The 25,193-nt window shown below is 70.3% G+C and carries 17 protein-coding genes; 10 read left to right on the top strand and 7 right to left on the bottom strand.

What is annotated here, in order from left to right; all coding sequences use genetic code 11:
- The first annotated feature begins 33 nt into the window (after positions 1 to 33).
- The 3 genes from ABZW60_RS21925 to acnA all read left to right on the top strand — a co-directional run bounded on the left by ABZW60_RS21925 (position 34) and on the right by acnA (position 8,612).
- Complete coding sequence (locus ABZW60_RS21925) at positions 34 to 4,626, top strand: hypothetical protein (RefSeq protein ID WP_355479517.1); 4,593 nt, start codon at positions 34 to 36, stop codon at positions 4,624 to 4,626.
- 10 nt (positions 4,627 to 4,636) lie between these two features.
- Positions 4,637 to 5,563, top strand: coding sequence for an LLM class F420-dependent oxidoreductase (locus tag ABZW60_RS21920; RefSeq protein ID WP_355479515.1), 927 nt, complete (start codon positions 4,637 to 4,639; stop codon positions 5,561 to 5,563).
- Positions 5,564 to 5,837: 274 nt separating this feature from the next.
- Positions 5,838 to 8,612 carry an aconitate hydratase AcnA gene (acnA, locus tag ABZW60_RS21915; RefSeq protein ID WP_355479513.1) on the top strand — a complete coding sequence of 925 codons (2,775 nt, stop codon included), beginning with the start codon at positions 5,838 to 5,840 and terminating at the stop codon, positions 8,610 to 8,612.
- A 266-nt stretch (positions 8,613 to 8,878) separates the two neighbouring features.
- Here the strand turns inward: acnA and ABZW60_RS21910 are convergent, their stop codons facing one another.
- Positions 8,879 to 10,048, bottom strand: coding sequence for a hypothetical protein (locus tag ABZW60_RS21910; protein WP_355479511.1), 1,170 nt, complete (start codon positions 10,046 to 10,048; stop codon positions 8,879 to 8,881).
- Positions 10,049 to 10,137: 89 nt separating this feature from the next.
- Here ABZW60_RS21910 and ABZW60_RS21905 point away from each other — a divergent pair, with 89 nt between their 5' ends.
- Together ABZW60_RS21905 and ABZW60_RS21900 are read left to right on the top strand one after the other, a co-directional pair.
- Entirely contained in the window at positions 10,138 to 10,695 is a 558-nt protein-coding gene (locus ABZW60_RS21905) for a HEAT repeat domain-containing protein (RefSeq protein WP_355479509.1), read from the top strand.
- Positions 10,696 to 10,944: 249 nt separating this feature from the next.
- Positions 10,945 to 11,424 carry a GNAT family N-acetyltransferase gene (locus tag ABZW60_RS21900; RefSeq protein ID WP_355479507.1) on the top strand — a complete coding sequence of 160 codons (480 nt, stop codon included), beginning with the start codon at positions 10,945 to 10,947 and terminating at the stop codon, positions 11,422 to 11,424.
- Here the strand turns inward: ABZW60_RS21900 and ABZW60_RS21895 are convergent.
- Complete coding sequence (locus ABZW60_RS21895) at positions 11,401 to 11,817, bottom strand: HIT family protein (protein ID WP_355479505.1); 417 nt, start codon at positions 11,815 to 11,817, stop codon at positions 11,401 to 11,403. The genes ABZW60_RS21900 and ABZW60_RS21895 overlap by 24 nt on opposite strands.
- Before the next feature lie 4 nt (positions 11,818 to 11,821).
- The gene (locus ABZW60_RS21890) at positions 11,822 to 13,729 is read right to left on the bottom strand and encodes a Na+/H+ antiporter (RefSeq protein WP_355479503.1); all 1,908 of its coding nucleotides are present in this window, start codon (positions 13,727 to 13,729) and stop codon (positions 11,822 to 11,824) included.
- A 153-nt stretch (positions 13,730 to 13,882) separates the two neighbouring features.
- Between ABZW60_RS21890 and ABZW60_RS21885 the strand changes: the two genes are divergently transcribed.
- Together ABZW60_RS21885 and ABZW60_RS21880 are read left to right on the top strand one after the other, a co-directional pair.
- The gene (locus tag ABZW60_RS21885) at positions 13,883 to 15,391 is read left to right on the top strand and encodes a CocE/NonD family hydrolase (protein ID WP_355479501.1); all 1,509 of its coding nucleotides are present in this window, start codon (positions 13,883 to 13,885) and stop codon (positions 15,389 to 15,391) included.
- Between the two features lie 73 nt (positions 15,392 to 15,464).
- Positions 15,465 to 16,265, top strand: coding sequence for a CPBP family intramembrane glutamic endopeptidase (locus ABZW60_RS21880; RefSeq protein ID WP_355479499.1), 801 nt, complete (start codon positions 15,465 to 15,467; stop codon positions 16,263 to 16,265).
- Between the two features lie 22 nt (positions 16,266 to 16,287).
- Here ABZW60_RS21880 and ABZW60_RS21875 read toward each other — a convergent pair whose 3' ends face one another.
- From ABZW60_RS21875 to ABZW60_RS21860, 4 genes are all read right to left on the bottom strand, one after another.
- A complete protein-coding gene (locus ABZW60_RS21875) occupies positions 16,288 to 16,782 on the bottom strand; it encodes a DUF402 domain-containing protein (RefSeq protein ID WP_355479498.1) in 495 nt (164 codons plus the stop codon).
- A 25-nt stretch (positions 16,783 to 16,807) separates the two neighbouring features.
- A complete protein-coding gene (locus tag ABZW60_RS21870) occupies positions 16,808 to 19,195 on the bottom strand; it encodes a DUF4132 domain-containing protein (RefSeq protein ID WP_355479496.1) in 2,388 nt (795 codons plus the stop codon).
- 2 nt (positions 19,196 to 19,197) lie between these two features.
- Positions 19,198 to 19,593 carry a hypothetical protein gene (locus ABZW60_RS21865; RefSeq protein ID WP_355479494.1) on the bottom strand — a complete coding sequence of 132 codons (396 nt, stop codon included), beginning with the start codon at positions 19,591 to 19,593 and terminating at the stop codon, positions 19,198 to 19,200.
- Positions 19,594 to 19,808: 215 nt separating this feature from the next.
- Positions 19,809 to 20,312, bottom strand: a complete 504-nt coding sequence (locus ABZW60_RS21860) for a DUF402 domain-containing protein (RefSeq protein ID WP_355480490.1) — start codon at positions 20,310 to 20,312, stop codon at positions 19,809 to 19,811.
- A 185-nt stretch (positions 20,313 to 20,497) separates the two neighbouring features.
- Here ABZW60_RS21860 and dxs point away from each other — a divergent pair, with 185 nt between their 5' ends.
- The 3 genes from dxs (at position 20,498) to ABZW60_RS21845 (ending at position 25,161) form a co-directional block, all read left to right on the top strand.
- The gene (gene dxs, locus ABZW60_RS21855; RefSeq protein WP_355479492.1) at positions 20,498 to 22,402 is read left to right on the top strand and encodes a 1-deoxy-D-xylulose-5-phosphate synthase; all 1,905 of its coding nucleotides are present in this window, start codon (positions 20,498 to 20,500) and stop codon (positions 22,400 to 22,402) included.
- A 6-nt stretch (positions 22,403 to 22,408) separates the two neighbouring features.
- Positions 22,409 to 23,743 carry a hypothetical protein gene (locus tag ABZW60_RS21850; RefSeq protein ID WP_355479490.1) on the top strand — a complete coding sequence of 445 codons (1,335 nt, stop codon included), beginning with the start codon at positions 22,409 to 22,411 and terminating at the stop codon, positions 23,741 to 23,743.
- Between the two features lie 65 nt (positions 23,744 to 23,808).
- Positions 23,809 to 25,161 (top strand): hypothetical protein, encoded by a 1,353-nt coding sequence (locus ABZW60_RS21845; RefSeq protein ID WP_355479488.1) that lies wholly within the window; start codon positions 23,809 to 23,811, stop codon positions 25,159 to 25,161.
- Positions 25,162 to 25,193 lie beyond the last annotated feature (32 nt).

The following is a 25,193-nucleotide window of genomic DNA, read 5'->3' as shown; positions in this document are numbered from 1 at the left end:
AGGGCCTGGATTCCACCTGCGCTTGGAGACCTGATGCCGCTCGTTGACCTGGACGACCCGGAGGAGTTGCGCGCCCGCTGGTCCGCGCTCGCCGCGGTCGCCCACGCCACGGGCTTCGACCGCCGGTGGTATGCGGACGCCGACGGGTATCACCACCAGGACGAGAGCGCGTCGGAGCTGCGGATGGTGCGGCTCGAGGACGGGCGGGCGGTGCTGTGGGGATTCCACACGCAGCACAGCCGGACCGCCGGCGAGGACCTGCTGGCCGGGTCCCCGGACTGGATCGGGCAGCCCGAGGTGCGGCAGCGGCAGACCGCGGGCGAGCTCGGATTCGTGTACGGCGCTTTCAACGGGAGCTGGGCCCGCGCGTCGTACCCGGGCGATCCGTGGGAGCCGGTCGAGGACGGGTTCGCGCCGATCGGGCAGTGGATCACCTCCGACGAGGCCACCGCCGACATGATGGCCGAGTGGGTCGCGGAGTGGTCCGACTACCTCGGCGGCCTCGACGAGCTGCGTCCGTTCGGCATGGAGCTGATCCGGACCGCGGCCGGCCCGGGGATCTCGGCGCCCGCGCTCGCGGCGTACTTCAGCCATTTCAAGATCGACCCGCGGTCGCCGCTCCAGCCCGACCTGCCCGCCGGCGTCGCCGCCGCGCAGGACTTCACCGGGAACGTTGCAGAACAGGCAATTTTCACCGCGGACCCTGACACGGCCGAGGTCTCGGTCGTTGAAGATGCCGTGATCGGAGACAACCCGCAGGCCGACGACGAGGAGTCGTTCGTCGTCCCGCCCGGCATCAGCCCCTTCACCGGCCAGCCGATCGCCGACCCCCCGCCGTACCAGCCCTCGGCCGACCTCGGCGAGCCCGACGACACCGGCGGCTCGAGAAAACAAGGCTGGCTGCGACGCCGCAAGCAGGACGTGGCCGAGGACGAGCCCGCGTACGAGCAGCCGGCGCCCGGGACGTACCTGCCCGAGAACGTGTCCGGCCCCGGCCTACCGACACCGGCCTACAACCCGACCCTTCCGTCCTCCGAGCCGCCACGCGTCGGCGGCGGGGTGTACGAAGGCGACGACTTCTACAACAGCCTCTTCGCCGACGCCCCCTCGGGCGCCGCCGCCACTGCCGCGGACCAGGACTGGGAAACCGCCGAACAACAATCCTGGTCCGACCAAGAGGCAACCAGCGAATACCAGCCCTTCCCCGACCCCGAACCCGCCTGGACCGGCCCCGCCTGGATCAACGGCCAATGGGTCGAAGACCCCACCGCCGCGGCACCGCCCGCTGTGGCGGACTCCCCGTTCGCCCCTAACGCCACTGACGTCGAAGACGACGACGCCCCCACGGCCGAAATAGAAGCCGTACTCGACCCGGCCGACGCCACAGCCGAGTCCCGCGCCGACGACGCCGAAGCCCACAACTCGGCCCTGCCACAGGCCCGCACGCCGGCGTACGAGAACCCCCAGCCCCACGAACCCACGTCGGCCGGGGAATCGACCCGCGACCCTAACGGCGCTCCGGCTGCCGATGCAGCCCGGACCCCCACCGCCGCCCCGGCCCACGACACGGCTGGAAACGCCGCCCCGGCTCACGGTGCAGCAGGGAGCGCTGCCTCGGCCCACGACATGGCTGGGCACACCGCCCCGGCTCACGACGCAGGAGGGGGTGCTGCCTCGGCCAACTACGTGCCTGGGGACGCTGCCTCGGCCAACTACGCGGCTGGGGACGCTGCCTCGGCCAACCCTGTGCCTGGGGGCGCCGCCTCGGCCAACTACACGGCTGGCGACGCCGCCTCGGCTCACGATGCCGGCTGGGCTCGCAACGCCGCGGCTGCCCACGACGCTCCGGTCCACAACACGGTCTGGGGCAACGACGCCGGCGCTGACGACGAGGAGGAGTTGGCCTCCTTCACGGGCCCATCTCCCTTCGCCCCGGTCGCGCACAGCGAGCCCGGCCCCACGCCCCAGCCGACAACTCTCGCCGACGCCGACGACCAGACCGCCGAAATCCCCGCAATCCTGGACGACGCCGAACCAAGCACCCCGTCTGCCCCCGCCCAAGCGTCCGACCTCCGCACCCCAGCCCAGCCCGACGGCGCACCAAGCGGGCCTCCGCACCCCGCCGACGCACAGGCTTCCGCGCCGGGGGAGGCGCCCGAGGTCTCCGGGCACCACGACGTACGAGCGTCTGCGCCGGCCAGCCGCCTACCCGACGATGTCCCGCAGAGCTCCGACGTACGCCGCCCCGCACCGATCGGCGACGTACGACGTGAGGCCGCCCGGCCCGCCGACGAGGCACCAGGTGAAGCTTCCCGGACCGCTGACGTACAGGCGTCGGCACCGACGGGCAACGTACTGGGCGGCGCTGCGCGGACCGAGGACGTACAAGCGTCTGCCCCTGTCGAGGAGCGACCAGGTGAGGCTCCGCCAGCCTCCGCCGCACGGGCATCTGCGCCGACTGACGACGTACTGGGCGGGGCTGGGCGGGCCGAGGACACACGGGCGTCTGCGCCCGCCGAGGAGCCACCGGGTGAGGCTGCGCGAGCCTCCGACGTACGGGCGTCGGCGCCGACCGGCGACGTACTGGACGGGGTGGCGCGGACCGAGGACGTACGGGCGTCTGCGCCTGCCGAGAAGCCACCGGGTGAGGCTCCGCGAGCCACCGACCTTCGCACGCCGACCGGTGACGTACCGGGCCGGGCTGCGCGGACCGGCGACGTGCGGGCGTCTGCGCCTGTTGGGGACGCACCGGGAGAGGTTGAGCGAGCCTCTGACCTTCGCACGCCGACCGGCGACGTACCGGGCCGGGCTGCGCGGACCGGCGACGTACTGGGCCGGGCTGGGCGGACCGAGGACGGGCGGGCATCCGCGCCTGCCAAGGACGCATCGGGAGAGGTTGAGCGAGCCTCTGACCTTCGCACGCCGACCGGCGGCGTACCGGATGAGGTTGGCCGGGCCGCCGACGCACGGCGTGCCGCGGCGAGCTCCGACGTACCCGAGGAGCGGTCGGCTGCCGACGAATGGGCGTCTCATCCGGGTCATGAGGTTGAGGAGCCTGCTCGTCGCGACGAGCAGTCGCGGTACGAGGAGTTCGACGGCGCAGACGAGGTCTTCGGGAGGTCTGATGCCTCGGAGGTTGAAGCTCAAGTAGAGCCTCACCCTCAACCGCAGCCCTGGCCGCAACCACAACCCGAGCCGTGGCCGCAGCCCGAACCACACCCCGCCCCCTGGCCCCAGCCCTCCCCACCCGCACCAGAACCAGGCCCGATCCCCGGCCCGTCACCAGAACCAACCCCCGGCCCCGGGCCGTACCCGGGTCCCACGCCCACCCCAGGCCCCACGCCCGAGCCGACCCCACGCCCGGGCCCTTCGCCGTACCCCGGCCCGTCTCCCGAGCCGACGCCGATCCCGGACCCGGAGCCCGAACCCGCCCCGGAGCCCCTGCCCGAGCCGGAGCCACAGCCGTTCCCCCAGCCATACCCCCAGCCGGATCCGGAACCCATGCCGGAACCCGAGCCCGAACCACAACCCGAGCCGGAGCCGGAGCCCGCCCCCGAGCCGGAAGCGGCACCCGAGCAGGCTCCCGAGCGCCACGTGGCTCGCGGACCGGCCCCACAGTCCTGGCTCGAGCCACACGCCGACCCGACCCACGTCCCAAGCCCACAGCCGAGCTCGACTCCCGAGCGGCCGGCTGCTGAGGCAGGGTCCGTTGGCGGGCATGACCGGCAGTCCTGGGGTCAGCCGCACACTGACCCGGAGCAGTTCCCCGGCTCGCAGGCCCAGTCGGCGTCCGCGCGGCCGGCTGCTGAGGCACGTCCCGTTCGTGGGTCTGAGCTGCAGGCTTGGCCGGGGGCGGATGTCGACGCTGCGCAGGGCTCGCCGCCAGGGACGCACGGTGAGGCGGGGCCTTGGGCGGTCGGTGGTGGGGCGGGGGCCTGGGCGGTCGGCGGCGACCTCGACGATGACACGCCTACGGGGGCTGTGCCGGTCGTGGAGGATGACGAGCCGACCGGTGTGATGGCTGCGGTCGGGTTCGTCGATGAGCTGGACTTGCCCGAGGACCCCAAAGATCGTCCGAGCAGCGCGGCAGCCGCCATGGTCGTGCCTGGGCTGGGGTTGATCGGAGGCGGCGGACCCCGAGTGGTGCCTCCCGCGGGGTCGATCGAGGAGGCTATGCGGGCCGAAGTCGAACGCCCCCGGCCTCGGCCCGAGGAGTCGGCGGCAGTGCAGGCATTGCATGACTGGTGCCGGGCGCGGACGGCGATCGTGCCGTCGGGGTTCACCATTCAGGTGCAGGTGCTGGATCCGGGCGCCCCGTCGTACCGGTTCGACCTGGAGCCACCGGAGGTCGACGACCCGGAGTTCGCGGCGGACAAGCTCAGCGGGCTCCTCGGCGATCTGTGGCTGACCGAGGCACAGAGCGAGCAGGGCGGCTGGTTGTTCGCACGGATCGACGCGGCCGGCCGGACGCTGCGGATCGACCGGTGGTACGACCAGGTGCCCGACTGGTGGGACAACCCGGTGGAGGAGCGGCTCGACGTCGACGGGCTGGTCCGCCGGCTGTACGACCGCGGCCCCGAGTGGCAGCCGTCGTACCTGGAGAAGCTGTACACGAGCGCGAGATAGCGTTGGCGCCATGCTTCTCAGGATCTTCACCGAACCTCAGCAGGGCGCCTCGTACGACGACCTTCTCGCGGTCGCCCGCAAGACGGAGGAGAACGGCTTCGACGCGTTCTTCCGCTCCGACCACTACCTCGTCATGGGCGACAACGACGGCCTCCCGGGCCCGACCGACTCGTGGATCACGCTGGCCGGCCTGGCCCGTGAGACGCAGCGGATCAAGCTCGGCACGCTGGTCAGCTCGGCCACCTTCCGCAACCCCGGCGTGCTCGCGATCTCGGTCGCGCAGGTCGACCAGATGAGCGGCGGCCGCGCCGAGCTCGGCCTCGGCGCGGGCTGGTACGAAGCCGAGCACAAGGCGTACGGCCTCGACTTCCCGGACACCCCCGGCCGCTTCGACCTCCTGACCGAGCAGCTCGAGCTGATCACCGGTCTGTGGGACACGCCCGTGGGGGAGAAGTACGACTTCCAGGGCGAGCACTACCAGATCAGCGACTCCCCAGCGCTGCCGAAGCCGGTGCAGCAGCCGCACCCGCCGATCATCGTCGGTGGCGCGGGCAAGAAGCGAACGCCGGAGCTCGCCGCGAAGTACGCCGCCGAGTTCAACGCCGGCTTCCGCAGCGTCGAGGAGACCGCAACGCTGTTCAAGCGCGTCCAGGCCGTCTGTACTGCGATCGGCCGCGACCCGAAGACGCTCGCCCTCTCCACGGCCCACACGGTCATCGTCGGCAAGGACGACGCCGAGGTGAAGCAGCGCGCTGAGGCGATCGGCCGCGAGCCGCACCCCGAGAAGGACATCGCCGGTACGCCGGCCCAGGTGGTGGACCGTCTCGGTCAGTACGCCGCCGCGGGATCGGACCGTCAGTACGTCCAGATCCTGGATCTGCAGGACCTAGACCACCTCGACCTGATCGCTTCGGACGTGCTCCCGCAGGTCTCCTGAGCCGAAGCTGAGGCCGGAAGCAGCTACCTGGGACCTGCTGTGTCAGGTCCCAGGTTCCCAATTCAGGTCCCAGGTTCCCAATTCAGGTCCCAGGTCTTCCGGCGCGGGGCAAGGGCGCGCAGGGGCCGGGGCGGTGGAAGTTGGCTCGATGGCGTGTATCTTGATGTCGAGAGAGTTTGCGGCGCGAGGTTAGGTGAACCTGACCTCGCGGCCGGGCAACGCGCTCGGCAGGATGGGGCGCAGCGGACACGGAGCGGACAAGAGGAGCGGGTTGATGGCGAGCGTCGACAGCTTCGGTGCCAAAGGTGCACTCGAGGTCAACGGACAGTCGTACGAGATCTTCAGGTTGGCGGGCATCGAGGGTGCGGACACGCTGCCGTACTCGCTGAAGGTCCTGCTGGAGAACCTGCTGCGCACCGAGGACGGCGCGAACATCACCGCCGAGCACATCAACAAGCTCGGCAACTGGGACCAGAACGCGGCCCCGGACACCGAGATCCAGTTCACCCCGGCGCGGGTGATCATGCAGGACTTCACCGGCGTCCCGTGTGTGGTCGACCTGGCCACGATGCGCGAGGCGGTCGGCGAGCTCGGCGGTGACCCGACCAAGATCAACCCGCTGGCGCCGGCCGAGCTGGTCATCGACCACTCGGTCATCATCGACGTGTTCGGTACGCCGGACGCGTTCGAGCGCAACGTCGAGTTCGAGTACGGGCGGAACCGCGAGCGGTACCAGTTCCTGCGCTGGGGCCAGACCGCGTTCGACGAGTTCAAGGTCGTCCCGCCGGGCACCGGCATCGTGCACCAGGTGAACATCGAGCACCTGGCCCGCACGGTGATGGTCCGCAACGGCCAGGCGTACCCGGACACCTGCGTCGGCACCGACAGCCACACCACGATGGTGAACGGCCTCGGTGTCCTCGGCTGGGGCGTCGGCGGTATCGAGGCCGAGGCCGCGATGCTCGGCCAGCCGGTGTCGATGCTGATCCCGAAGGTGGTCGGCTTCAAGCTCACCGGCGCGGTCCCGGCCGGCGCGACCGCGACCGACGTCGTGCTGACGATCACCCAGATGCTGCGCAAGCACGGCGTGGTCGGCAAGTTCGTCGAGTTCTACGGCGACGGTGTCGCGGCGGTCCCGCTGGCGAACCGCGCCACGATCGGCAACATGAGCCCGGAGTTCGGCTCCACCTGCGCGATCTTCCCGATCGACGATGTCACGCTGGACTACCTGCGGCTGACCGGTCGCTCCGACGACGACGTCGCGCTCGTCGAGGCGTATGCGAAGGAGCAGGGCCTCTGGCACAACCCGGCTGTCGAGCCGCGGTTCTCCGAGTACCTCGAGCTCGACCTGTCGACCGTCGTACCGTCGATCGCCGGGCCGAAGCGGCCGCAGGACCGGATCGAGCTGAGCAAGGCCAAGGAGGCGTTCCGCGGCGTGCTGCCGGACTACGCCGCCGAGGAGAAGGACGTCGACCCGTCCGAGACCGGCAGCTTCCCGGCCAGCGACGCGCCGAACGGCCACGGCAACGTCGACGACAGCCCGCACGAGGTGCACGCCTCCAAGGACCGTCCGTCGAAGAAGACGACGGTCTCGCTGGAGGGCCAGGAGATCGAGCTCGACCACGGCCACGTCGTGATCGCCTCCATCACCTCCTGCACCAACACGTCGAACCCGTCGGTCATGCTCGCCGCCGCGCTGCTCGCGAAGAACGCGGTCGACAAGGGCCTCGCGTCCAAGCCGTGGGTGAAGACCTCGCTCGCGCCCGGCTCGAAGGTCGTCACCGACTATTACGAGAAGGCCGGCGTGACGCCGTACCTGGAGAAGCTCGGCTTCCACCTGGTCGGCTACGGCTGCACCACCTGCATCGGCAACTCCGGCCCGCTGCCCGAGGCGATCTCGGCCGGCGTCCAGGAGGCCGACCTGGCCGTCGTCTCGGTGCTGTCCGGCAACCGGAACTTCGAGGGCCGGATCAACCCGGACGTGAAGATGAACTACCTGGCCAGCCCGCCGCTGGTGATCGCCTACGCGCTCGCCGGCACCATGGACTTCGACTTCGAGACCGATGCCCTGGGCAAGGACACCGACGGCAACGACGTCTTCCTGAAGGACATCTGGCCGAGCGCCGACGAGGTCGAGGCCACCATCGCGAACTCGATCAACAAGGAGATGTTCGCGAAGGACTACGCCGACGTGTTCGCCGGTGACGAGCGCTGGCAGTCGCTGCCGACGCCGGAGGGCAAGACGTTCGCGTGGGACGCCGAGTCGACCTACGTGCGCAAGCCTCCGTACTTCGAGGGCATGGCGAAGGAGCCGGCGCCGGTCACCGACATCGCCGGCGCCCGCGTGCTGGCCAAGCTGGGCGACTCGGTCACCACCGACCACATCTCGCCGGCCGGCTCGATCAAGGCCGACAGCCCGGCCGGCAAGTACCTGGCCGAGCACGGTGTGGACCGCAAGGACTTCAACTCGTACGGTTCCCGCCGGGGCAACCACGAGGTGATGATCCGCGGCACGTTCGCGAACATCCGGCTGCGCAACCAGATCGCACCGGGCACGGAGGGCGGCTTCACCCGCGACTTCACCAAGGACGACGCGCCGGTCACCACGATCTACGACGCCGCGCAGGCGTACGCCGAGACCGGCACCCCGCTGGTGATCCTGGCCGGCAAGGAGTACGGCTCGGGCTCGTCCCGCGACTGGGCCGCGAAGGGTACGGCGCTGCTCGGCGCGAAGGCGGTCATCACCGAGTCGTTCGAGCGCATCCACCGGTCGAACCTGATCGGCATGGGCGTCCTCCCGCTGCAGTACCCGGAGGGCGAGACCGCGGAGTCCCTCGGCCTGACCGGCGAGGAAACCTTCGACATCACCGGCGTCACCGCCCTGAACGACGGCGCGATCCCGCGCACGGTCCACGTCAAGGCCACGTCGCCCGACGGCGCAGTCAAGGAGTTCGACGCGGTAGTCCGCATCGACACCCCCGGCGAAGCCGACTACTACCGCAACGGCGGCATCCTCCAGTACGTCCTGCGCTCCCTGATCGCAGGCTGACCCCCAGAGCCGGGGCGGCCCCCACAACCGCCCCGGCCACCGGTTGGTCCTCGTGACCGTCCGGCCGTCGGTTGATTCTCGTGACCGCCGTGGCCACCGTTCGGCCCTCGCGACCGCCTGGCCGTCGGTTGGTTCTCGTCACTGCCTTGGCCACTGCCCGGTCCTCGTGACCACCCCGGTGATCGGTCGGTTCTCATGCCTGCCTCGGCCGTCGGCTGGTTCTCGTGACCACCCTGCCCACCGCCCGGCCCTCGTGACCCCACCTGCTACCGGTCGAGCTGGGCGCCTTTTGTGCTGCGGTTCTGTGCCGCGGCCGCGCCGACGTCCGAGCGCTGCGTGCCGCCGGGCGGTGCCTGAGCAGCAAGCACCTCAGCCGGATTCAGCTCCCGAGAGCGCCCAGGCCCCTCGACAAGGCTGCCCCCGTCCTGCCCGCCTCCCGCCTTCCCACCCACGTCCGTCCCGGCCCGGGGTTGCCTGGCCTGATCCTGCCGCGCTCGGTCCTGCGTGGTTCGGTTGGGCGCGGTCTCGTACTTGCCGGCTATTTCCTTTCCGGCGGCGACCACTCGGGTGGCTGTGTCTCGGCCGATGGCGTGGCCCCAGTGTGTCGCTGCGTCGACGGTGCTGATCGTTGCCGCTCGTAGGCTCGTCAGGCGCGACCACTCGTGTGCCGCATCGCGGCTGAGTGCGCCGTACACCGCGACGGCGCGTTCCGTGTCGAGCTCCGACGTCGCCCCGGGGTGCTGGTGCTCCGCCACCAGCGCGGCGGCGAGGCTCCAGCGGGAGCCCTTGGGCTGGGTCACCAGCATGTCGACCAGCTCGTCGCGCCCGCCGCCACAGTGCGCGTGCACCTCGTCGACGAAGCCCCTGACCGCGGCCGTAGCCGTCACCGACGTCGGCGTCAGCCGGAACGGCGTCACCATGCCCGCCGACAGACCATGCCCGCCCAGGGCGGCAGCCTCGGGCGGGTCCTCGACGTACACATGTCCCAGTCCGTTCTCAGCCAGCACCTGCTCGGCGATCTCGTAGGTGCGTTGCTCGCACAGCGCCTGGTCGAGCCCTCGCGCGCTGGGCGCCAGTACGTCGTTCAACGCCTGACCCGGCTTGGCCTCGACCGGGCGCAGCGCGGGTTCGCTGCTCTGACGCAACGCCTCGTAGATGACGTTGTACGCCGCATCGCGCGCGGCCCGCGGGTACCACCAGCGCGCGTCCGCCCCGCCGGACGCCCGGACGAGCGGCGCGATGACGTTCCGGGTGTGCAGCCGGATCGTCCCGTCGAGATCCGAGCGGCTGCGTTGCCGGGAGAGCGTCGGCAGGACGCCGATCGCACCGTTCCAGCGCTGCGACGCGGTGCCGCCGACCCGCCGGTGCGCGGCCTGGATCAGCCCCGCGATCGTGCGGTACTCGTCGGAGGACGGATCGAGCAGACCGTCGGGCATGCGGCCACCTTTCGGAGCGGGACGAACTCCAGAGCCTAGTAACGGGCGAGCTCACCGGAACTGTCGGCGGTTCGCGGTTAACTGTCCTCATGGCCGAGAGGGAGTCGCCGCGGGACGTCGTACGGGCGGCGTGCGCGACGTACGGCGAGGACACCGTGATCGACTGGTGCGTCGCGTTCCTCACCGGGGAGATCCCGGGGGAGGCGGCGTACGGCGAGGAGCTGCCGAAGCTCGTCGCGATCACCGGGGCGGACAACCCGGGTGGGTGGAAGGCGCCGGTCGATCCGGTGAACTACTACTGGATCCGGGTCTGGGCGGCGCGGGCGTTCCTGTATGTGTGGCGGGACGACGTGGTCGACGCGCTGCGGACGGCGGCGAACGATCCCGCGTGGCGGGTCCGCGAGCACGTCGCCAGAATCACCGCACAACGCGAACTCGGCCAGCTCGTCGACGCACTGCTGCCAATGCTCGACCACGAACTGCCCCGAGTGCGCGCGGCCGCCGTACGGGCAGTCGGCGCTGCGGGGGAGTTCGAACATGCCGACGCGATCCGCCCACTCGCAGACGACCCCGACCAAACCGTCCGCGCCGCCGTCGAGCGCGCACTCACCAACCTGGAGGAGCGCCTTGACCGGCCAGTCCACTGACCACGCCAACCAGAAGGCTGGTCTTCGGCCGGCCGGAGCGCTGTCCGCACACACTTGGGAGACTTGGAGGAGCGCCTTGACCGACCAGTTCACCGACCAACGCGGCCCGAAGGCTGGTCCTCGGCCGGCCGCAGCGCTGTCCGCGCGCGCTTGCGAGACTGGAGGAGCGCCTTGACCGATCGGTCTACTGACCAAGCCGGCCTGGAGGGTGGGCCTCGGTCGGGAGGGTTGTCCGCTCGGCGTGCGACGGTGGGTGACGGGGAGGCTGTCGGTGAGATCCATGCCGCGTCGTGGGGTGCGGCGTATGCGCCGCTCTTCGCCGAGGATGTAGCGCGGGAAGGGATCGAGAGCCGGCTGACGAGGTGGCACGCCCGGCTCGCGGCCGGGGATGGGCTCGTCATGCTCGGGTTCGTCGGCGACCGGCCGCTGGCCATGTCCTGGTCGGGCCCGTCCCACAGCCGTCCCGGCCTGGCGGAGATCCACAGCTTCTACACACACCCTGACGCGTGGGGGAGTGGTGTGTCGGCTGCCCTGATGGACGCCACCCTGCGAGAGCTAACCGGCCACGAGGGTGTTCACCTCTGGACGCTTCGCGACACCCCGCAGTCCCGCCGCTTCTACACCAAGTGCGGCTTCGCCGAGACCGGCGCCACCCAGTCCCGGGACTTCGGCGACGGCAACCCGCTCCCACAGGTCGAGTACGAGCTAGTCCTCCAGAGCGGCCCGTAGCTTCCCGGCGTACTCCTCGGCCTCGGCGGTGTCGGCGTATTTCGTGCGTGGCCAGAAGAAGCCGCGCAGGCCGTCGCCCTTGGTGCGCGGTACGACGTGGACGTGCAGGTGCGGCACCGACTGTGACACCACGTTGTTCACGGCAACGAACGATCCCTGCGCGTCGAACGCGGTCCGGACGGCGGTCGCGACCGAGCGGGCCGCGCCGAAGAGCGGGACCATCACCTCGTCGGACATCTCCACCATCGTCGGCACATGGGTCCGCGGCACGATCAGCGTGTGCCCCTTGAACACCGGCCGGATGTCGAGGAACCCCACGACATCCGGTGTGTCGAGCACGATCTGCGCGGGTGTCGTCCCGGCGATGATGGAGCAGAAAAGACAGTCCGCCATCTCGTCAACCTAGCTTCTCGTCGACGAAACACCAGCGCCAGGTCTCGCCCGGCTCGAAGCTGCGCATCACCGGGTGCCGGGTCTCCTCGTGGTGCTTGGCGGCGTGCTTCATCACCGACGAGTCACAGCACCCGACGTGACCGCAGCCCAGGCACAGCCGCAGGTGGACCCACGAGCCGCCGTCGGCCAGGCACTCCTCGCAACCCTCCGGGGTGTTCGGTGTGACCACGACCGGCGCCTGCTCGAGGTGCTCGCACGCCCCGCCCGGCGACGTCTTCGGCTTCAGGTCCTCCGACCTCCCGCCGACGTCGTCGTCCTCGTCGCGATCCAGGATCGACTCCTCGATGTCGAGCACGTTCTGGGCCCGCTGCAGCACCTCGTCCGCGACCAGCCCGGCGTCGCGGACCTTCAGGATGTGTGCGCGCTCGGCCTCCAGCATCGCGATCCGCAGCCGCCGGTACGCCTCGCTCGGCGTCTCGTACTCGGTCTCGGGCCGCCCGAGCCGCTCCCACGCGGCCTGCGCCCGAGCCTCGCCCCGCTGGCGCAGTACGTCGAGCACCGACGGCGGGTCCGACGGCGTCGAGATCTCGTCGAGCTTCTCGATCGCGGCCCGATGAGCCCCCTGCAGTACGGCGGCCTCCTGCAGCGCGTCCTCCGCCGGGTCCGGGCCCGGCAGGCGCAGGCGGCGGACCAGCCAGGGCAGCGTCGAGCCCTGGACGAGCAGCGTGCCGGCGGTGACGGCCAGGGCGATGAACACGAGCACCTCCCGGTGCGGCGTGCTCTCGGGCAGCGTGAAGACCGCGGCCAGCGTGACCACGCCGCGCATCCCCGCCCACGACACCACGATCAGCGCGTTGCGCGACACCGGTCCGGGACGGGACGGCCCCAGGAAGCGCCGGGACAGCAGCGTCGTCGGGATGATCCAGATCGGCCGCAGCAGCACCACCGCGACGAAGACCGCGACCGTCGTGGTCGCGATCAGCCACGTCGGCAGCGGGCTTTCGGTCAGGTCGTCGAGGATCCACCGGGTCTGCAGCCCGATCAGCAGGAACACCGTGTTCTCGAGCAGGAACTGGAAGGTGCGCCAGTTGGTCCGCTCCGACATCCGGGACTTCGCCGACTGGATGATCGGCGCCTTGTGGCCGAGCAGCAGGCCGGTGACGACGACCGCGAGCACACCGGACGCGTGCACGTAGTGGTTCTCGGCCGCGATGTAGGCGATGAACGGCGCGGTCAGGCTGAGCGTGGTGTCCAGCACCGGATCGGTGAACCGCCGCCGGATCTTGGCCAGCACGAACGCCACCGCGACGCCGATCACCACACCGCCGCCGGCCGCGCGCAGGAAGTCCAGGCTGACGTCCCACACGGTCGGCGCCACCAGGGCGGCCGCGATCGCGGTGCGCAGGCACACCAGCGCGGTGGCGTCGTTCATCAGGCTCTCGCCCTCGAGGATCGTCACGACCCGGCGGGGGAGGCCGACGCGCTTGGCGATCGCGGTCGCGGCGACCGCGTCCGGCGGGGCCACGACGGCGCCGATCGCGAACGCTGCCCAGAACGGCAACGGCTCCTGGCCGATCGACTCCGCGACCACGCCGAGCAGCCACCAGGCGACCACGCCGACGCCGAGCGCGGTGAACGCGACCAGCCCGACGGACAGCAGCCCGATCGAGCGCCGGTGCTTGGTGAAGTCGACCAGGCTGGTCTTGATCGCGGCCGAGTAGAGCAACGGCGGCAGGAATCCCACCAGGACGACCTCGGGCTCGAGCTCGACGCGGGGGATGAACGGCAGGTACGACGCGGCGATCCCGACGACCACCAGCAGCAGGGGAGCCGAGATCCCTATCCGTCGCGCCAGTGCGGCACCGGCCGCGACGACGGCGACGAGGGCCACGACCTCGATCGCGATATGCACGCGCACAGTGTCGCAGCGCGCGCCGGATTCCACCCAGTTTCCACCCGGTTTCGACCCGACGGTTCGCCCACGGCTGACACCCGGGACTGGTCAGCTCCCGCCCGGTCCTCTAGCGTGTGCGAAGCGGGATTCACCGATCACTGGGAGTGACTGATGCGTCGGGTGCCTTGGCTGGTCGGTGTGGTCGTCGCTCTGCTGTGCACCTCGATCGTTCCCGCCGCGGCGGCGAGCACGGTCACCAACGGCTGCGTCGCGTCGGTGCCGGAGCCCGGCACGACGACGCCCGTACGGATCTGTTACTCGCTGTTCAGACCGGCGACCGCCTCGAAGCAGCACACCGTGCCGCTGATCTTCCACAGCCATGGCTGGGGCGGCAGCCGCGCCACGGACCCGAACGCGTTCAAGGCGTGGCTCGACGCAGGGTTCGGTGTGCTCAGCTTCGACCAGCGCAGCTTCGGCCAGAGCAGCGGCGTCGCGCATGTGATGAACCCGGACTACGAGGGCCGCGACGTGGTGAAGCTCGTCGACCTGGTCGCGGGGCTGGACTGGGTGACGCAGCAGCGTCCCGGTGACCCGCTGATCGGCGCCATCGGCGGGTCGTACGGCGGCGGGTACCAGTTCGCGGGCGCCTTCACCGAGCTGCGCGACCGCGGCCGGACCCGGTTCGACGCGCTCGCACCGGAGATCACCTGGTGGGACCTCAAGCAGAGCCTCGCGCCGCTGGAGGCTGCCCGGACGATGTGGCTGTCGATCCTGTTCGCGGGCGGCGGGACGCATCTGCCGCCGGCGGTGTCGAAGGCGTTCGTCGCGTTGATCGCCACCGGCGCGTGGCCCGCGGGCCAGGCCGGGCGTGATCTCGACGCGTTCTTCGCGCACAACGGACCGGCCTGGCATGTTCAGCAGGGACGCAGGCTCGACATCCCGGTGCTGTTCGGCCAGGGCATCTCCGACAACCTGTTCAACCTCAACCAGGGCCTCGCGAACTTCGACCGCGCGCTGACGGCTCGCGCCCGGGCCGAGTCGATCTTCGTCGGGTACAACGGCGGCCACACGCTGCCCAGCGTCGTGCCGCCCGGCTACGCGACCGCCGGCGACCCGTGCTCGGTCGCGCTCGGATCGCCGACGTTCTCCAGCCTCTCGATCCGCTTCATGCGGCTGCGGCTCCTGCACCAGGCGACCGGGCTGACCGGCTTCGGCACCTACCACCTGTCGACCGCCGCCGGACGTTGCCTCACGCAACGGAACCTGACGGTGAACAAGCGCTACCCGCTCGGCAAGATCGTCGCGCCGACCGGCGCCGGGCTCCCCGTCAGCCTGCCGATCGCGAAGGGCCCGATCACGATCGCCGGCACGCCCACGCTGACCGCCGACGTGTACACGGTGATCCCGCGATCGGTGGCGTACTTCGCCCTCAGCGTCGGCACGAGCCCGCTCACCGCGAAGGTCGTGCAGAACAACACCATGCCGCTCCGCGAGCAGACCACCGCCCGCGGCGTACGGCGCACGATCGAACTCCCCGCCGTCGCCGTCGACGTCCCGCCCGGCCAGAACCTGTACCTCACCGTCGCCCCGATCGCCGACATGTACGCCGGCCAACGCGGCCCGCTCCCCGGTGTGATGATGCTCAAGAACGGCACGCTGAAGGTTCATGTAGCCCGGTAGCTCTGACGCGGTGGCGGCACCGCGTCAGAGTCGTGGCGGGTCCGTGTCAGGGCGCCCGGCGAATCTTCTCGGCATGAACGAAACCACGCTCACCAAGCCCCGTCCGAAGTTCGTCGAGACCCTGCTCGCCGACAAGCACTCGATCCCTCTGTCCATCGCCTTGCATCTGGTGCCTGGCGCCCTGATCGTCGCGGTCTACGCCTTCGTCGCGGCGCCGCTCGTCCGGGCGATCGAGTACCCGCCGTTCCTCGCCTGGGCGATCGCCTTGGCGGTAGTGCTCTTCCCGGTCCTGCTGGGCCTGTCCTGGCTCGGCAAGCAGGTCACCGGCCGCTACTGCCTGCGGGGCGGCGCACTGAGATACCTCGACCGCCCCGTCCCGCGCGGCAAGGTCACCGCGTTGATCATCTTCTGCCTACTGTGGATGACCGTCGTGTCGCTCTCGCTGACGCCACTCGACAATGTCCTGTACGACCACGTGTTCTCGTGGATCAACTACGCCGGCACCGGCGACAGCGCCACGTCGTACCTGAACGGATACTCGCAGCAGAAGCTGCTGACCACCCTGCTGATCTGCGGCCCGTTCACCGGCTGGTTCCTGCCGCTCATCGAGGAGTACTACTTCCGCGGATTCCTGCTGCCCCGCCTGTCGCAGCTGCGCGGCTGGGCCCCGATCTTCAACGTGTTCTTCTTCTCGGTGTACCACTTCTGGGCCCCGTGGACGGTGCTGTCCAAGCTCGTCTTCCTCTATCCGGGCGTCCACCTGGCCTGGAAGAAGCGCGACATCCGCATCTCGATCGGTATGCACCCCGGCTCGGCACTGCTGCTGACCGTCATCGGCGTCATCGCGGTGGCAATGGGCCGCACCTCGCTCTAACGCGGCAGCGCGACGACCCCGGCTATCTGATCTTGTCGAGGTGGGACTTGTAGACGGTGAGGAACGGCTCGTCGGTGGCTACGGCCTGCACCAGCCAGTCGCAGGTCTGGCGGGCGGTGGCGATGACGTCCGGCGGGTACGCGTACTTGATCTGGTGTTCGGCGAACTCGTCCTCGTCGTCGATGAAGACCGTTCCGTCGCGGCGCTTGATGACGTCCAGGTCGAGGTCGATCATCGTCACCAGGTCGTCGGAGAACTCGACCGGTGTGGTGATGTCGGCGTAGATCTCGGTGTAGCGCGGCTCGTCGTTGAAGATCGCGGTGAACCACTGGTCCCGCGGGAACAGCTGCACGTGGGCCTGTTCCTGCGTCACCGTCAGCTCGTCGCCGCGCTGCGACACCGACCCCGCCGGCGCGCCGAGCCACACGCCGTACTCGTCCTCGCCCAGATAGCGCATCCACTGATGCCAGTGCAGCTTCTCGTCGTACTTGCGATAGACCACCCGAACATCACGCATAACTCACAACCTATCGGCCGCGGGGTCAGCGGCGGTTGATCTGGGCGGTGATCGTGGGGTCGGTGATCGCGGTGTCGTTCGCGAGCAGGAAAGCCTTGCTGAGCACCAGGCTGAGGACGGGATCGTCGTCGAAGGGCAGGAACAGCTTCTGCGCCTGGCCGTCGCGGGCGGCCACGATGCACAGGTACTGGTCGTTCGGCGCCATCAGGATGTTGCCGCTGCCCAGGTGGATCCGGTACGTGCGAAGGTCGCCGCGCACGATCAGATACCGGTCCTCGAACCAGCACCGGTCGGCGATCGCGAGCCGCGGGACGAGCTGCTCCAGCACCTCGCGGCGGATCTCGCCGGCCGCGGACAGCTCACCGAAGCCGTACGTGTGCCAGTACGTGTCGAACCGGCGCTCGGTCCCGCGGTCGAGCCACTCCGGATCGGCGCCGATCGAGGTCACCCCGACGAACAGGTCCACGTCGCGCAGCGCCTCGGTGAGGACCAGCGGTGGAACCGAGGCCAGCTCGACCGACTCGTCACTGCGTACGTCGACGAACCGCACCTGGTCGCTCGTGCAGTACGGATAGAGGTCGGTCGCGCCCGGCTGCAGGTCGTGGATCGGGTCGAAGTAGAACTCGGCGCGGATCCCGGCCGCGTCGAACGTCCGCCGCGCGACGCCGTTGTCGATACCGTCGTCCCACCACGCGACCGCGACCGGGGCCCATCCGCGCCCCTTCATCAGCGCCCGGGCCTGGACCTGCCCGAAGACGTGGCCGGCGAAGCGGTTCGAGTACACGCGGGTCTGTTCCTCCGCGGGCGTGAGCACGTACAGCTCCCGGAACGCCTGCTTGAACGGCTGGACGACCTGCTGCTCGAGCAACTGCCGCCGCCACGCCCGTACGTCGTCCGCGGCAGCGTGGATCGGATGCCAGAGGCGTACTTCGGCGTCCGGCGGGATCTCGACCTGCTGACCCGAGTTGGTGACCGCGGTCGCGCCGTCGAGCGGGATGCCGACGATGCTCGATCCTTGCGGCGTGCTGAAGACCCAGACCAGCGTGCGGGTCAGGCGCCCGGTGATCGGGTGGTCCAGGTACCAGGTGCGCCAGTCGTCGAGTGGCCAGGCGCGGTCGGCGGCCATCAGGCCGTCCAGCCGCACGCGTTCGCCGGCGATCGTCTTCCGGATCGCCTTGAGCTGGTCCCGGAGCGTGGCGAGCTTGTCGGCATCGGCCAGCTTCACGTCCGGCGGTACGGACTTCCGTGGTTTGTCGTTCTCGTCGACGTAGACGAGTGACGCCGTTCGTCCGTCGACGACGATCTCGGCGGATCCCCGCGACAACGGCGTCCGGCGCTCGCCGTCGAGATCGTGGGTCTCGACAGCGCGTTCGAGCAGCTGGTCGCGGGTCATTCCCTGCGCGGAGGCCAGCGCGTCGACGGCCTTGCGGATCTGCTTCAGCAGTGTCCCGTGCCGTACGGAACGCTCCAGCGCGAGCAGCTCGGTGATCGACGCCGGGGCGCCGATGTCGGCCATCGCCTGCGCCGAGGCGTTGGCGAGCCGGAGGCTGCGGGGATGGCCGAACTGCCCTCCGATGACAGTCACCGTCTTGAGCGCGAGCCGCCGCAGTCGCGGTAGAAGCGCCGGATCGCCCAGCAGCCCCGCGAGCGCGACAGCCCCGCAGAGGAAGGACTCGTTGCCGTTGTTGACATACCTGTAATGCTCGGCGTCGTCCGCGTCGAGCGCCGCATCGAGGAGCGCGCCGACAAGACTCGCGGGCCCGCCCAGCCGGCCGATCACGCGCGCGGCCTCGGTGAGCCACTTCTTGGACGGGCGTCCGCTGTCGGGATAGGCCGCGAGGAGGTCGATCGCCGCGTCCAGCGCTTCGAGCGGCCCGTCAGCCGTTTCGAACGCGACGCGCAGCCGAGGACCGGCGTCGTCGGCATCGTCGATCAGATCGACGCGGAGCCCCTCGTCAGGTCCCGCGAGCTTCCTCAACCTGGTCGCGGTCGGGGCGTCCTGGACCTCGTCGGCCGCGAGCGCGAGCAGCGGCTTCAACCGCTCCTGCTCCGCGCCGGACAGCTCGGCGTACGCCTGCTCGATCTGACGGCTCACCCCGCGCAGCGCCCAGCTGCTCCACCAGGCTTCGGGCTGCTCGCGCTCGCCGGGCCGCAGGTCCAGCAACCGCTCGATGTGCTCCGCCGACAACCGGACGCGCTTGCGTGCGATCACCGACATGAGCTGGGCGCAGTGATGACTGTCGATGCGGTCCGGGATGGTCAGGATGCACTCCCGCCGCAGTGTCTCCGGGGCCTGCAGGATCGTCTGGACCTGCGGCAGCGCGCGGGCGTCGCCGTCGCTCGTCCATGACCGGCTGCCCAGCGCCCGCAGCGCAGCGGCCACGAGCGCAGCGGCCTCGGTCTCGCCCGCCACGCTCAGCCACCGACCAGTTGAACCAGGCGGACGAAGCGGATGTCCGAGTCCGCGGTCAGCTCGAGCTCCTCGTCGAGCTCGGTCACCTGCCGGTCGTCGACGAGGACGAAGAACCCGTTGCGCCCGAACGCCTCGATCGCCCGATCGGCCTGCCGCTCCCAGTCGAGCTGCCGCTGCCGAGGCACCCGGAACCCGTCCTCCGCCGGCGACCCGCCCTCGGGCATCACCAGCCCTCTGAAGATCGGCTGCGGCGCGGCGTTGAACCGCGCCACCTCGTCCCGGACCCGCGTCCGGACGAGATCGCGCAGCGTCGACCTGCTCGAGACCCCCTCCAGCAGGGTTGTCGCCCCGACCCGTCCCGCCCCCGACACGTCAATGATCGTCACCGTGATCCCCACCGCCGCAGCATATTCATCCACCGGCTCCCCACCGCCCCGAGCAGCACTGCAACTTCCTGCAATTTCGCGGTCAGCAGTGGACCGGTCGCCGACCGCGACGGAGCATGGGGTGATGCCGGCCCCAGGCCGACATCGTGATCGGCCTTCGAGGGCTCAGGGGGGCTCCTAGCCCCCGAGGGCCGATCACCTTCACCGGCCCGGCCGCCTCAGCCACCTCAGCCTGCCGACAGGGCGCGGACCTGCTCCAGGTACGGCTTGTAGGCCGTCAGGAAGGGTTCGGTGGTGGTGATGGTGGCGGCGAGGTGGGTGCAGGTGGCCTGGGCGGTGGCGATGATCTGGGGTGGATAGTTGTAGCGGATCTGGTGTTCGTGGAACTCGTCCTCGTCCATCACGTGCACGGTGCCGTCGCGGAGCAGGCGGATGTCGAGGTCCAGGTCGACGGCGGTGACCGAGTCGACGCCGAACTCGGCGGGCATGGTGATGTCGCAGTAGATCGCGGTCCGGTGCGGGGTGTCGTTGAACAGGGCGCTCCACCATTCGCCGTGCGGGAACAGGCGGACGCGGTGGTGGTCGATCGTCTGCCAGCGGCCGTCCGCGCGCTGGCCCTGCGTCCCGGGGACGGAGCCGACCCAGAGGCCGTGCTCGTCCTCGCCGAGCCGGATGGCCTCGACCAGACGATGCGGCTGCCCGTCGTACTTCCGGAACAACGTCGTCACCATCTCCACCCGATCACCCTAGGTGAGACGGGCCGCACCTCCGAACCAGGCACACCCGGGCGGCGTCCTGAAGTGTGAGATTGCCCGGGACCGGGGAACGGTGGCGTGGAACGCGGTTGCCGAGTTCGGATTCCGGGCGCGGGGTGCATAGACTCAAGCATTCGAGGACGACCTGCGGGAGGAGCTCGATGCGCGTGCTGGAGACGCTGGGAGGGCCGGCCGACCTGAAGAAGCTGACCGGACAGCAGTTGACTGATCTGGCGGCGGAGATCCGGGACGTGCTGGTCGAGACCGTGTCCCGGACCGGCGGTCACCTCGGCCCGAACCTCGGCATGGTCGAGATCACGCTGGCGATGCACCGCGTGTTCGACTCGCCGCGGGACCGCCTGGTCTACGACACCGGCCACCAGACGTATGTGCACAAGCTGCTCACCGGCCGCGCCGGCGAGTTCGGCACGCTGCGTCAGCAGGGCGGCCTGTCCGGGTATCCGAGCCACGCCGAGTCCGAGCACGACGTGGTCGAGAACAGCCACGCCTCGACCGCCCTCTCGTACGCCGACGGCCTCGCCAAGGCGTACCGCCTGCGCAAGGAGGACCGGTACGTCGTGGCGCTGATCGGCGACGGCGGCCTGACCGGCGGGATGGCCTGGGAGGCGCTGAACAACATCGCCGCCGCCAAGGACCTGAAGCTCGTCATCATCGTCAACGACAACGGCCGGTCGTACAGCCCGACCGTCGGCGGCCTGGCGACGCACCTGACCAGCCTGCGCACTAACCCGCGGTACGAGAAGGTCCTCGACCTGATCAAGAAGAACCTCGGCCGCACGCCGTACGTCGGCCCTCCCATGTACGAGGTGCTGCACGGCGTCAAGAAGGGCCTGAAGGACCTGCTGGCCCCGCAGGGCATGTTCGAGGACCTCGGCCTGAAGTACGTCGGCCCCGTCGACGGGCACGACCGGCAGGCGCTCGAGGACGCGCTGCGCAACGCCAAGTCCTTCGGCGGCCCGGTGATCGTGCACGCGGTCACCAAGAAGGGCTACGGGTACGCCGCCGCCGAGCAGGACGAGGAGGACAACTTCCACCAGATCCGCCCGGCGAACAAGCCGCGCGGCTGGACCGACGTGTTCTCCGACGAGCTGGTGAAGATCGGCCACCGCCGCCCGGACGTGGTCGCGATCACCGCCGCGATGCTGCACCCGACCGGTCTGGCGGCGTTCGCCGACGAGTTCCCGGACCGCACGTTCGACGTCGGCATCGCCGAGCAGCACGCGGTGACCAGCGCGGCCGGCCTGGCGATGGGCGGCCTGCACCCGGTCGTCGGTCTGTACGCGACCTTCCTGAACCGGGCGTTCGACCAGCTGCTGCTCGACGTCGCGCTGCACAAGTGCGGTGTCACGTTCGTGCTCGACCGGGCCGGTGTCACCGGTGACGACGGCGCGAGCCACAACGGCATGTGGGACATGTCGATCCTGCAGGTCGTCCCCGGCCTGCGGCTGGCCGCGCCGCGTGACGGCAAGCGCGTCCAGGAGCTCCTCAACGAGGCCGTCGACGTCGACGACGCCCCGACCGTCCTGCGGTACGCGAAGGGCGAGGTGTTCCCGGACATCGAGGCGATCGACAAGATCGGGCAGCTCGACGTCCTGAGCCGCACCGGCCGCAACACCGCCAAGGACGTGCTGCTGGTCGGGATCGGCGCCATGGCCGCGACCGCGATGGACGTGGCGCAGCGGCTCGAGGCGCACGGCTTCGGGGTGACCGTGGTCGACCCGCGCTGGGTGAAGCCGGTGCCGCCGGAGCTGGTCGAGCTGGCCGAGGACTTCGAGCTGGTCGCCACGATCGAGGACAACGGCCGCGCCGGCGGCTGCGGGACGATGATCGCCCAGGCGCTGCGCGACGGGGGAGTCCAGACCCCGCTGCGTGACTTCGGCATCCCGCAGCAGTTCCTCGACCACGCCAAGCGGGCCGCCGTACTGCAGGAGATCGGGCTCACCGGCCAGGAAGTGGCCCGGGAGATCACCGAGCAGCTCACGCGGCAGCACGGCCACGCGCTCAACGAGCCGGATCCGGCCGGCGGCCGTCCGGGTAACGCCTAACGGACCATGGCCGAGCCAGGGCGGCACAGCAGACACGCCGCCACGCGCCGCCGATCGCGGGCCTGGCCGCTGTTGCTGTCGCTCGTCCTGGTGGCGGTCGCGGTGGCCGGCGGCCTTGCCTTGCACCGATCGAGCCAGGACGGCGACGGCACCGCGGACTCGGCCACCAGCACGCCCACGGTCGACCAGGCCGCGCGGGCAGCGGCCGTCGACGCGGTCCTGAAGCGCCGTTCGCAGGCCGTGCTGACCGGCAACGAGCAGGCGTTCGTCGCCGACGTCGATCCCGGCGACAAGCGCCTCGTGGCGAGCCAGCGCACACTGTTCGCGAACCTTCGCGAGTTCGGCTTCGCGAAGCTCACGTACCAGCAGCTCGCCCAGCAGTACGACGACAGCATCGCGCAGAAGTACGGCCCGTCGACGTACCTGGTCGCCGTCGCGATGACCTACCAGATCCGCGCCATCGACCTGGTCCCGGTGCGCGCGATGCTCGGCTACACGTTCACCCAGCGGGCGAACGGCGCTTGGGTGCTCGTCTCGGACTCCGACCTGGACCAGCGCCTGCCCCGCGGCTCGCACCAGGAGGCGTGGGACTTCGGCCCGATCCTGGTCAAGCGTGCGGCCCGCGTCCTCGTGGTCGTCGAGAAGGGCCAGCAGGCCCTCGCGGACAAGCTGGTCGCGATGTCGGGCAGCGCCGTGCAGGCCGTCTCGAAGAACTGGCCCGGCGGCTGGAACGGCTCGGGCGTGGTGATCGCGCTCGACGACAAGATCGTCCGGGGCGCCGACTACACGCAGCCGAAGAACGCCGAGGACGCGCTGGCGATGGCCACCTGGGTGTACCGCACGCTGCCCGGCGAGGTGACCGGCGAGGGGCAGCGCGCCGACTCGTACGTCGTGGTGAACCCGCACAACCGCGCCAAGGTGGACGCCCGCACGCTGGCCCACGAGTTCACCCACGTCGCCACCGCGCCGTACGGCCCGTATGCGCCGCGCTGGATGGTCGAGGGCGCCGCGACGTACGTCGAGTTCCTGCCGATGGACGGGCAGAAGAACCTGGCGATCCCGGAGTACAAGCAGGACGTGCGGACGAAGTACCTCGCGAAGGCGAAGAGCCTGCCGACCGACGACACGTTCTTCGCCCGGGCCGACAGCTCGTACCCGTTGTCTTGGCTGGCGCTGGACTATCTGTTCACCCGGTTCGGCGGCGTCGAGGTCGGCACGCTGTACCGCGAACTGGCCGCGCTCGGGTCGACCCAGAAGGACCGCGACCGGATCATGCTGGAGCACGTCGGGATGACCGAGGCGGGACTTTTCCGCGCCTTGAAGGCTGCCGCGGCAGCGTAACCGGCGGCGGTCGAGTAGGGTAGCCCGGCTGCGACCACCCGGGTACTCGGAGGGAACGACCCGAAGTGAGTGCGACGACGCCCAAGTCCGGTCCGCCAGGACCCCGCCGCTGGCTGGGTCTGCTGGTGGCGGTTGCCCTGGTGTCGGGCGGCGTCGTGTACACCGTTGAACAGCGCGAGCAGGACGCCCGCGACCGGGTCACCGCCACCCGCATCGCGACCCCGGCGCCGCCGAAGTCCACCAAGCCGTCCCGGGTCGCCGCAGCGGTCGCCGCCCGCCGGGTCGCCGTCGACACCATCCTGCTGCGCCGCGCGCAAGCTGTGCAGGCCGGCAACGAGGCCCTGTTCCTGGCCGATGTCGACCCGGCCAACAAGAAGCTCCGCGCCGAGCAGAAGATCCTGTTCGCGAACCTGGTCGAGATGGGCTTCACCGAGATCGGCTACAGCCAGGCGGAGGAGCGGTTCAACCCGTCGGTGCTCAAGGCCCACGGCAGTACGACGTACCTGGTCCGGATCCTGATGCGCTACCAGATCCCCAAGGTCGACTTCACGCCGGTCACGACCGAGCTCGGCTACACGTTCGTCGCCCGCGGCGGCCGCTGGCTGATCACCGCCGACGACGAGCTCGACGCCGACCTCGGGCCGGGCGCGCACCGGGAGGCCTGGGACCTCGGCCGGATCGAGGTCCAGCGCGGGGCACGCGTCCTGGTGGTCGTCGAGAAGGGCGACACGGAGCGCGGCCGGGCGATCGTCGCCGAGGCGACCGAGGGCCTCGGCGAGGTGGCGGCGTACTGGCCGCTGCGGTGGAGCGGCTCGGTGTTCGTGATCGCGCTCGACGAGACCGAGGTCCGCGACGCCAGGTTCGCCGACGAGGACATCGAGTCCGCGGCCAGCACCGGTACGACGTTCTCGTCGCTGCCCGGCCAGGAGACCGCCGACGGTACGGTCGCCGGCGGGTACATCGTGATCAACCCGAACGAACGCGACCGCGTCGACGAGATCCTGCTGTCGCACGAGATCACCCACGTCGCGACCGCGGATCTCGGCGGGTACGAACCGCTGTGGCTGGCCGAGGGCGCAGCGGAGTACGTCTCCTGGAGCGGTATCGAGGCGGTCAGCGGCGCCGGCGAGGTCGGCAAGTGGGAGCAGGAGGTCGTCGACGAGGCGCTGCCGCAGCTGAGCTCGCTGCCCAGCGACGCCGGCTTCTACCAGAACTCCGCCGACGTGTACGGCGTGAGCTGGCTGGCGGTCCGCTACCTGGTCGGGCGGATCGGTCTAGCCAAGGTCGAGGAACTGTACGAGGACATGGCGCGCAACGGCACCGACCAGGCCGCCCGCGACCGCATCCTGCTGAGCCGCACCGGACTCACCGAGGCGACGCTGTGGACGTCGCTGACAACATACGAGCCACAACGCTGAGTGGCGGTTTGACCTCGCGGTGTCAGAGGAGC

The sequence above is a fragment of the Kribbella sp. NPDC003557 genome (assembly GCF_040610805.1).
GTDB lineage: Bacteria > Actinomycetota > Actinomycetes > Propionibacteriales > Kribbellaceae > Kribbella.
The sequence above is the reverse complement of the archived record's forward strand: the minus strand, read 5'-3'. Positions and strand labels throughout refer to the sequence as shown.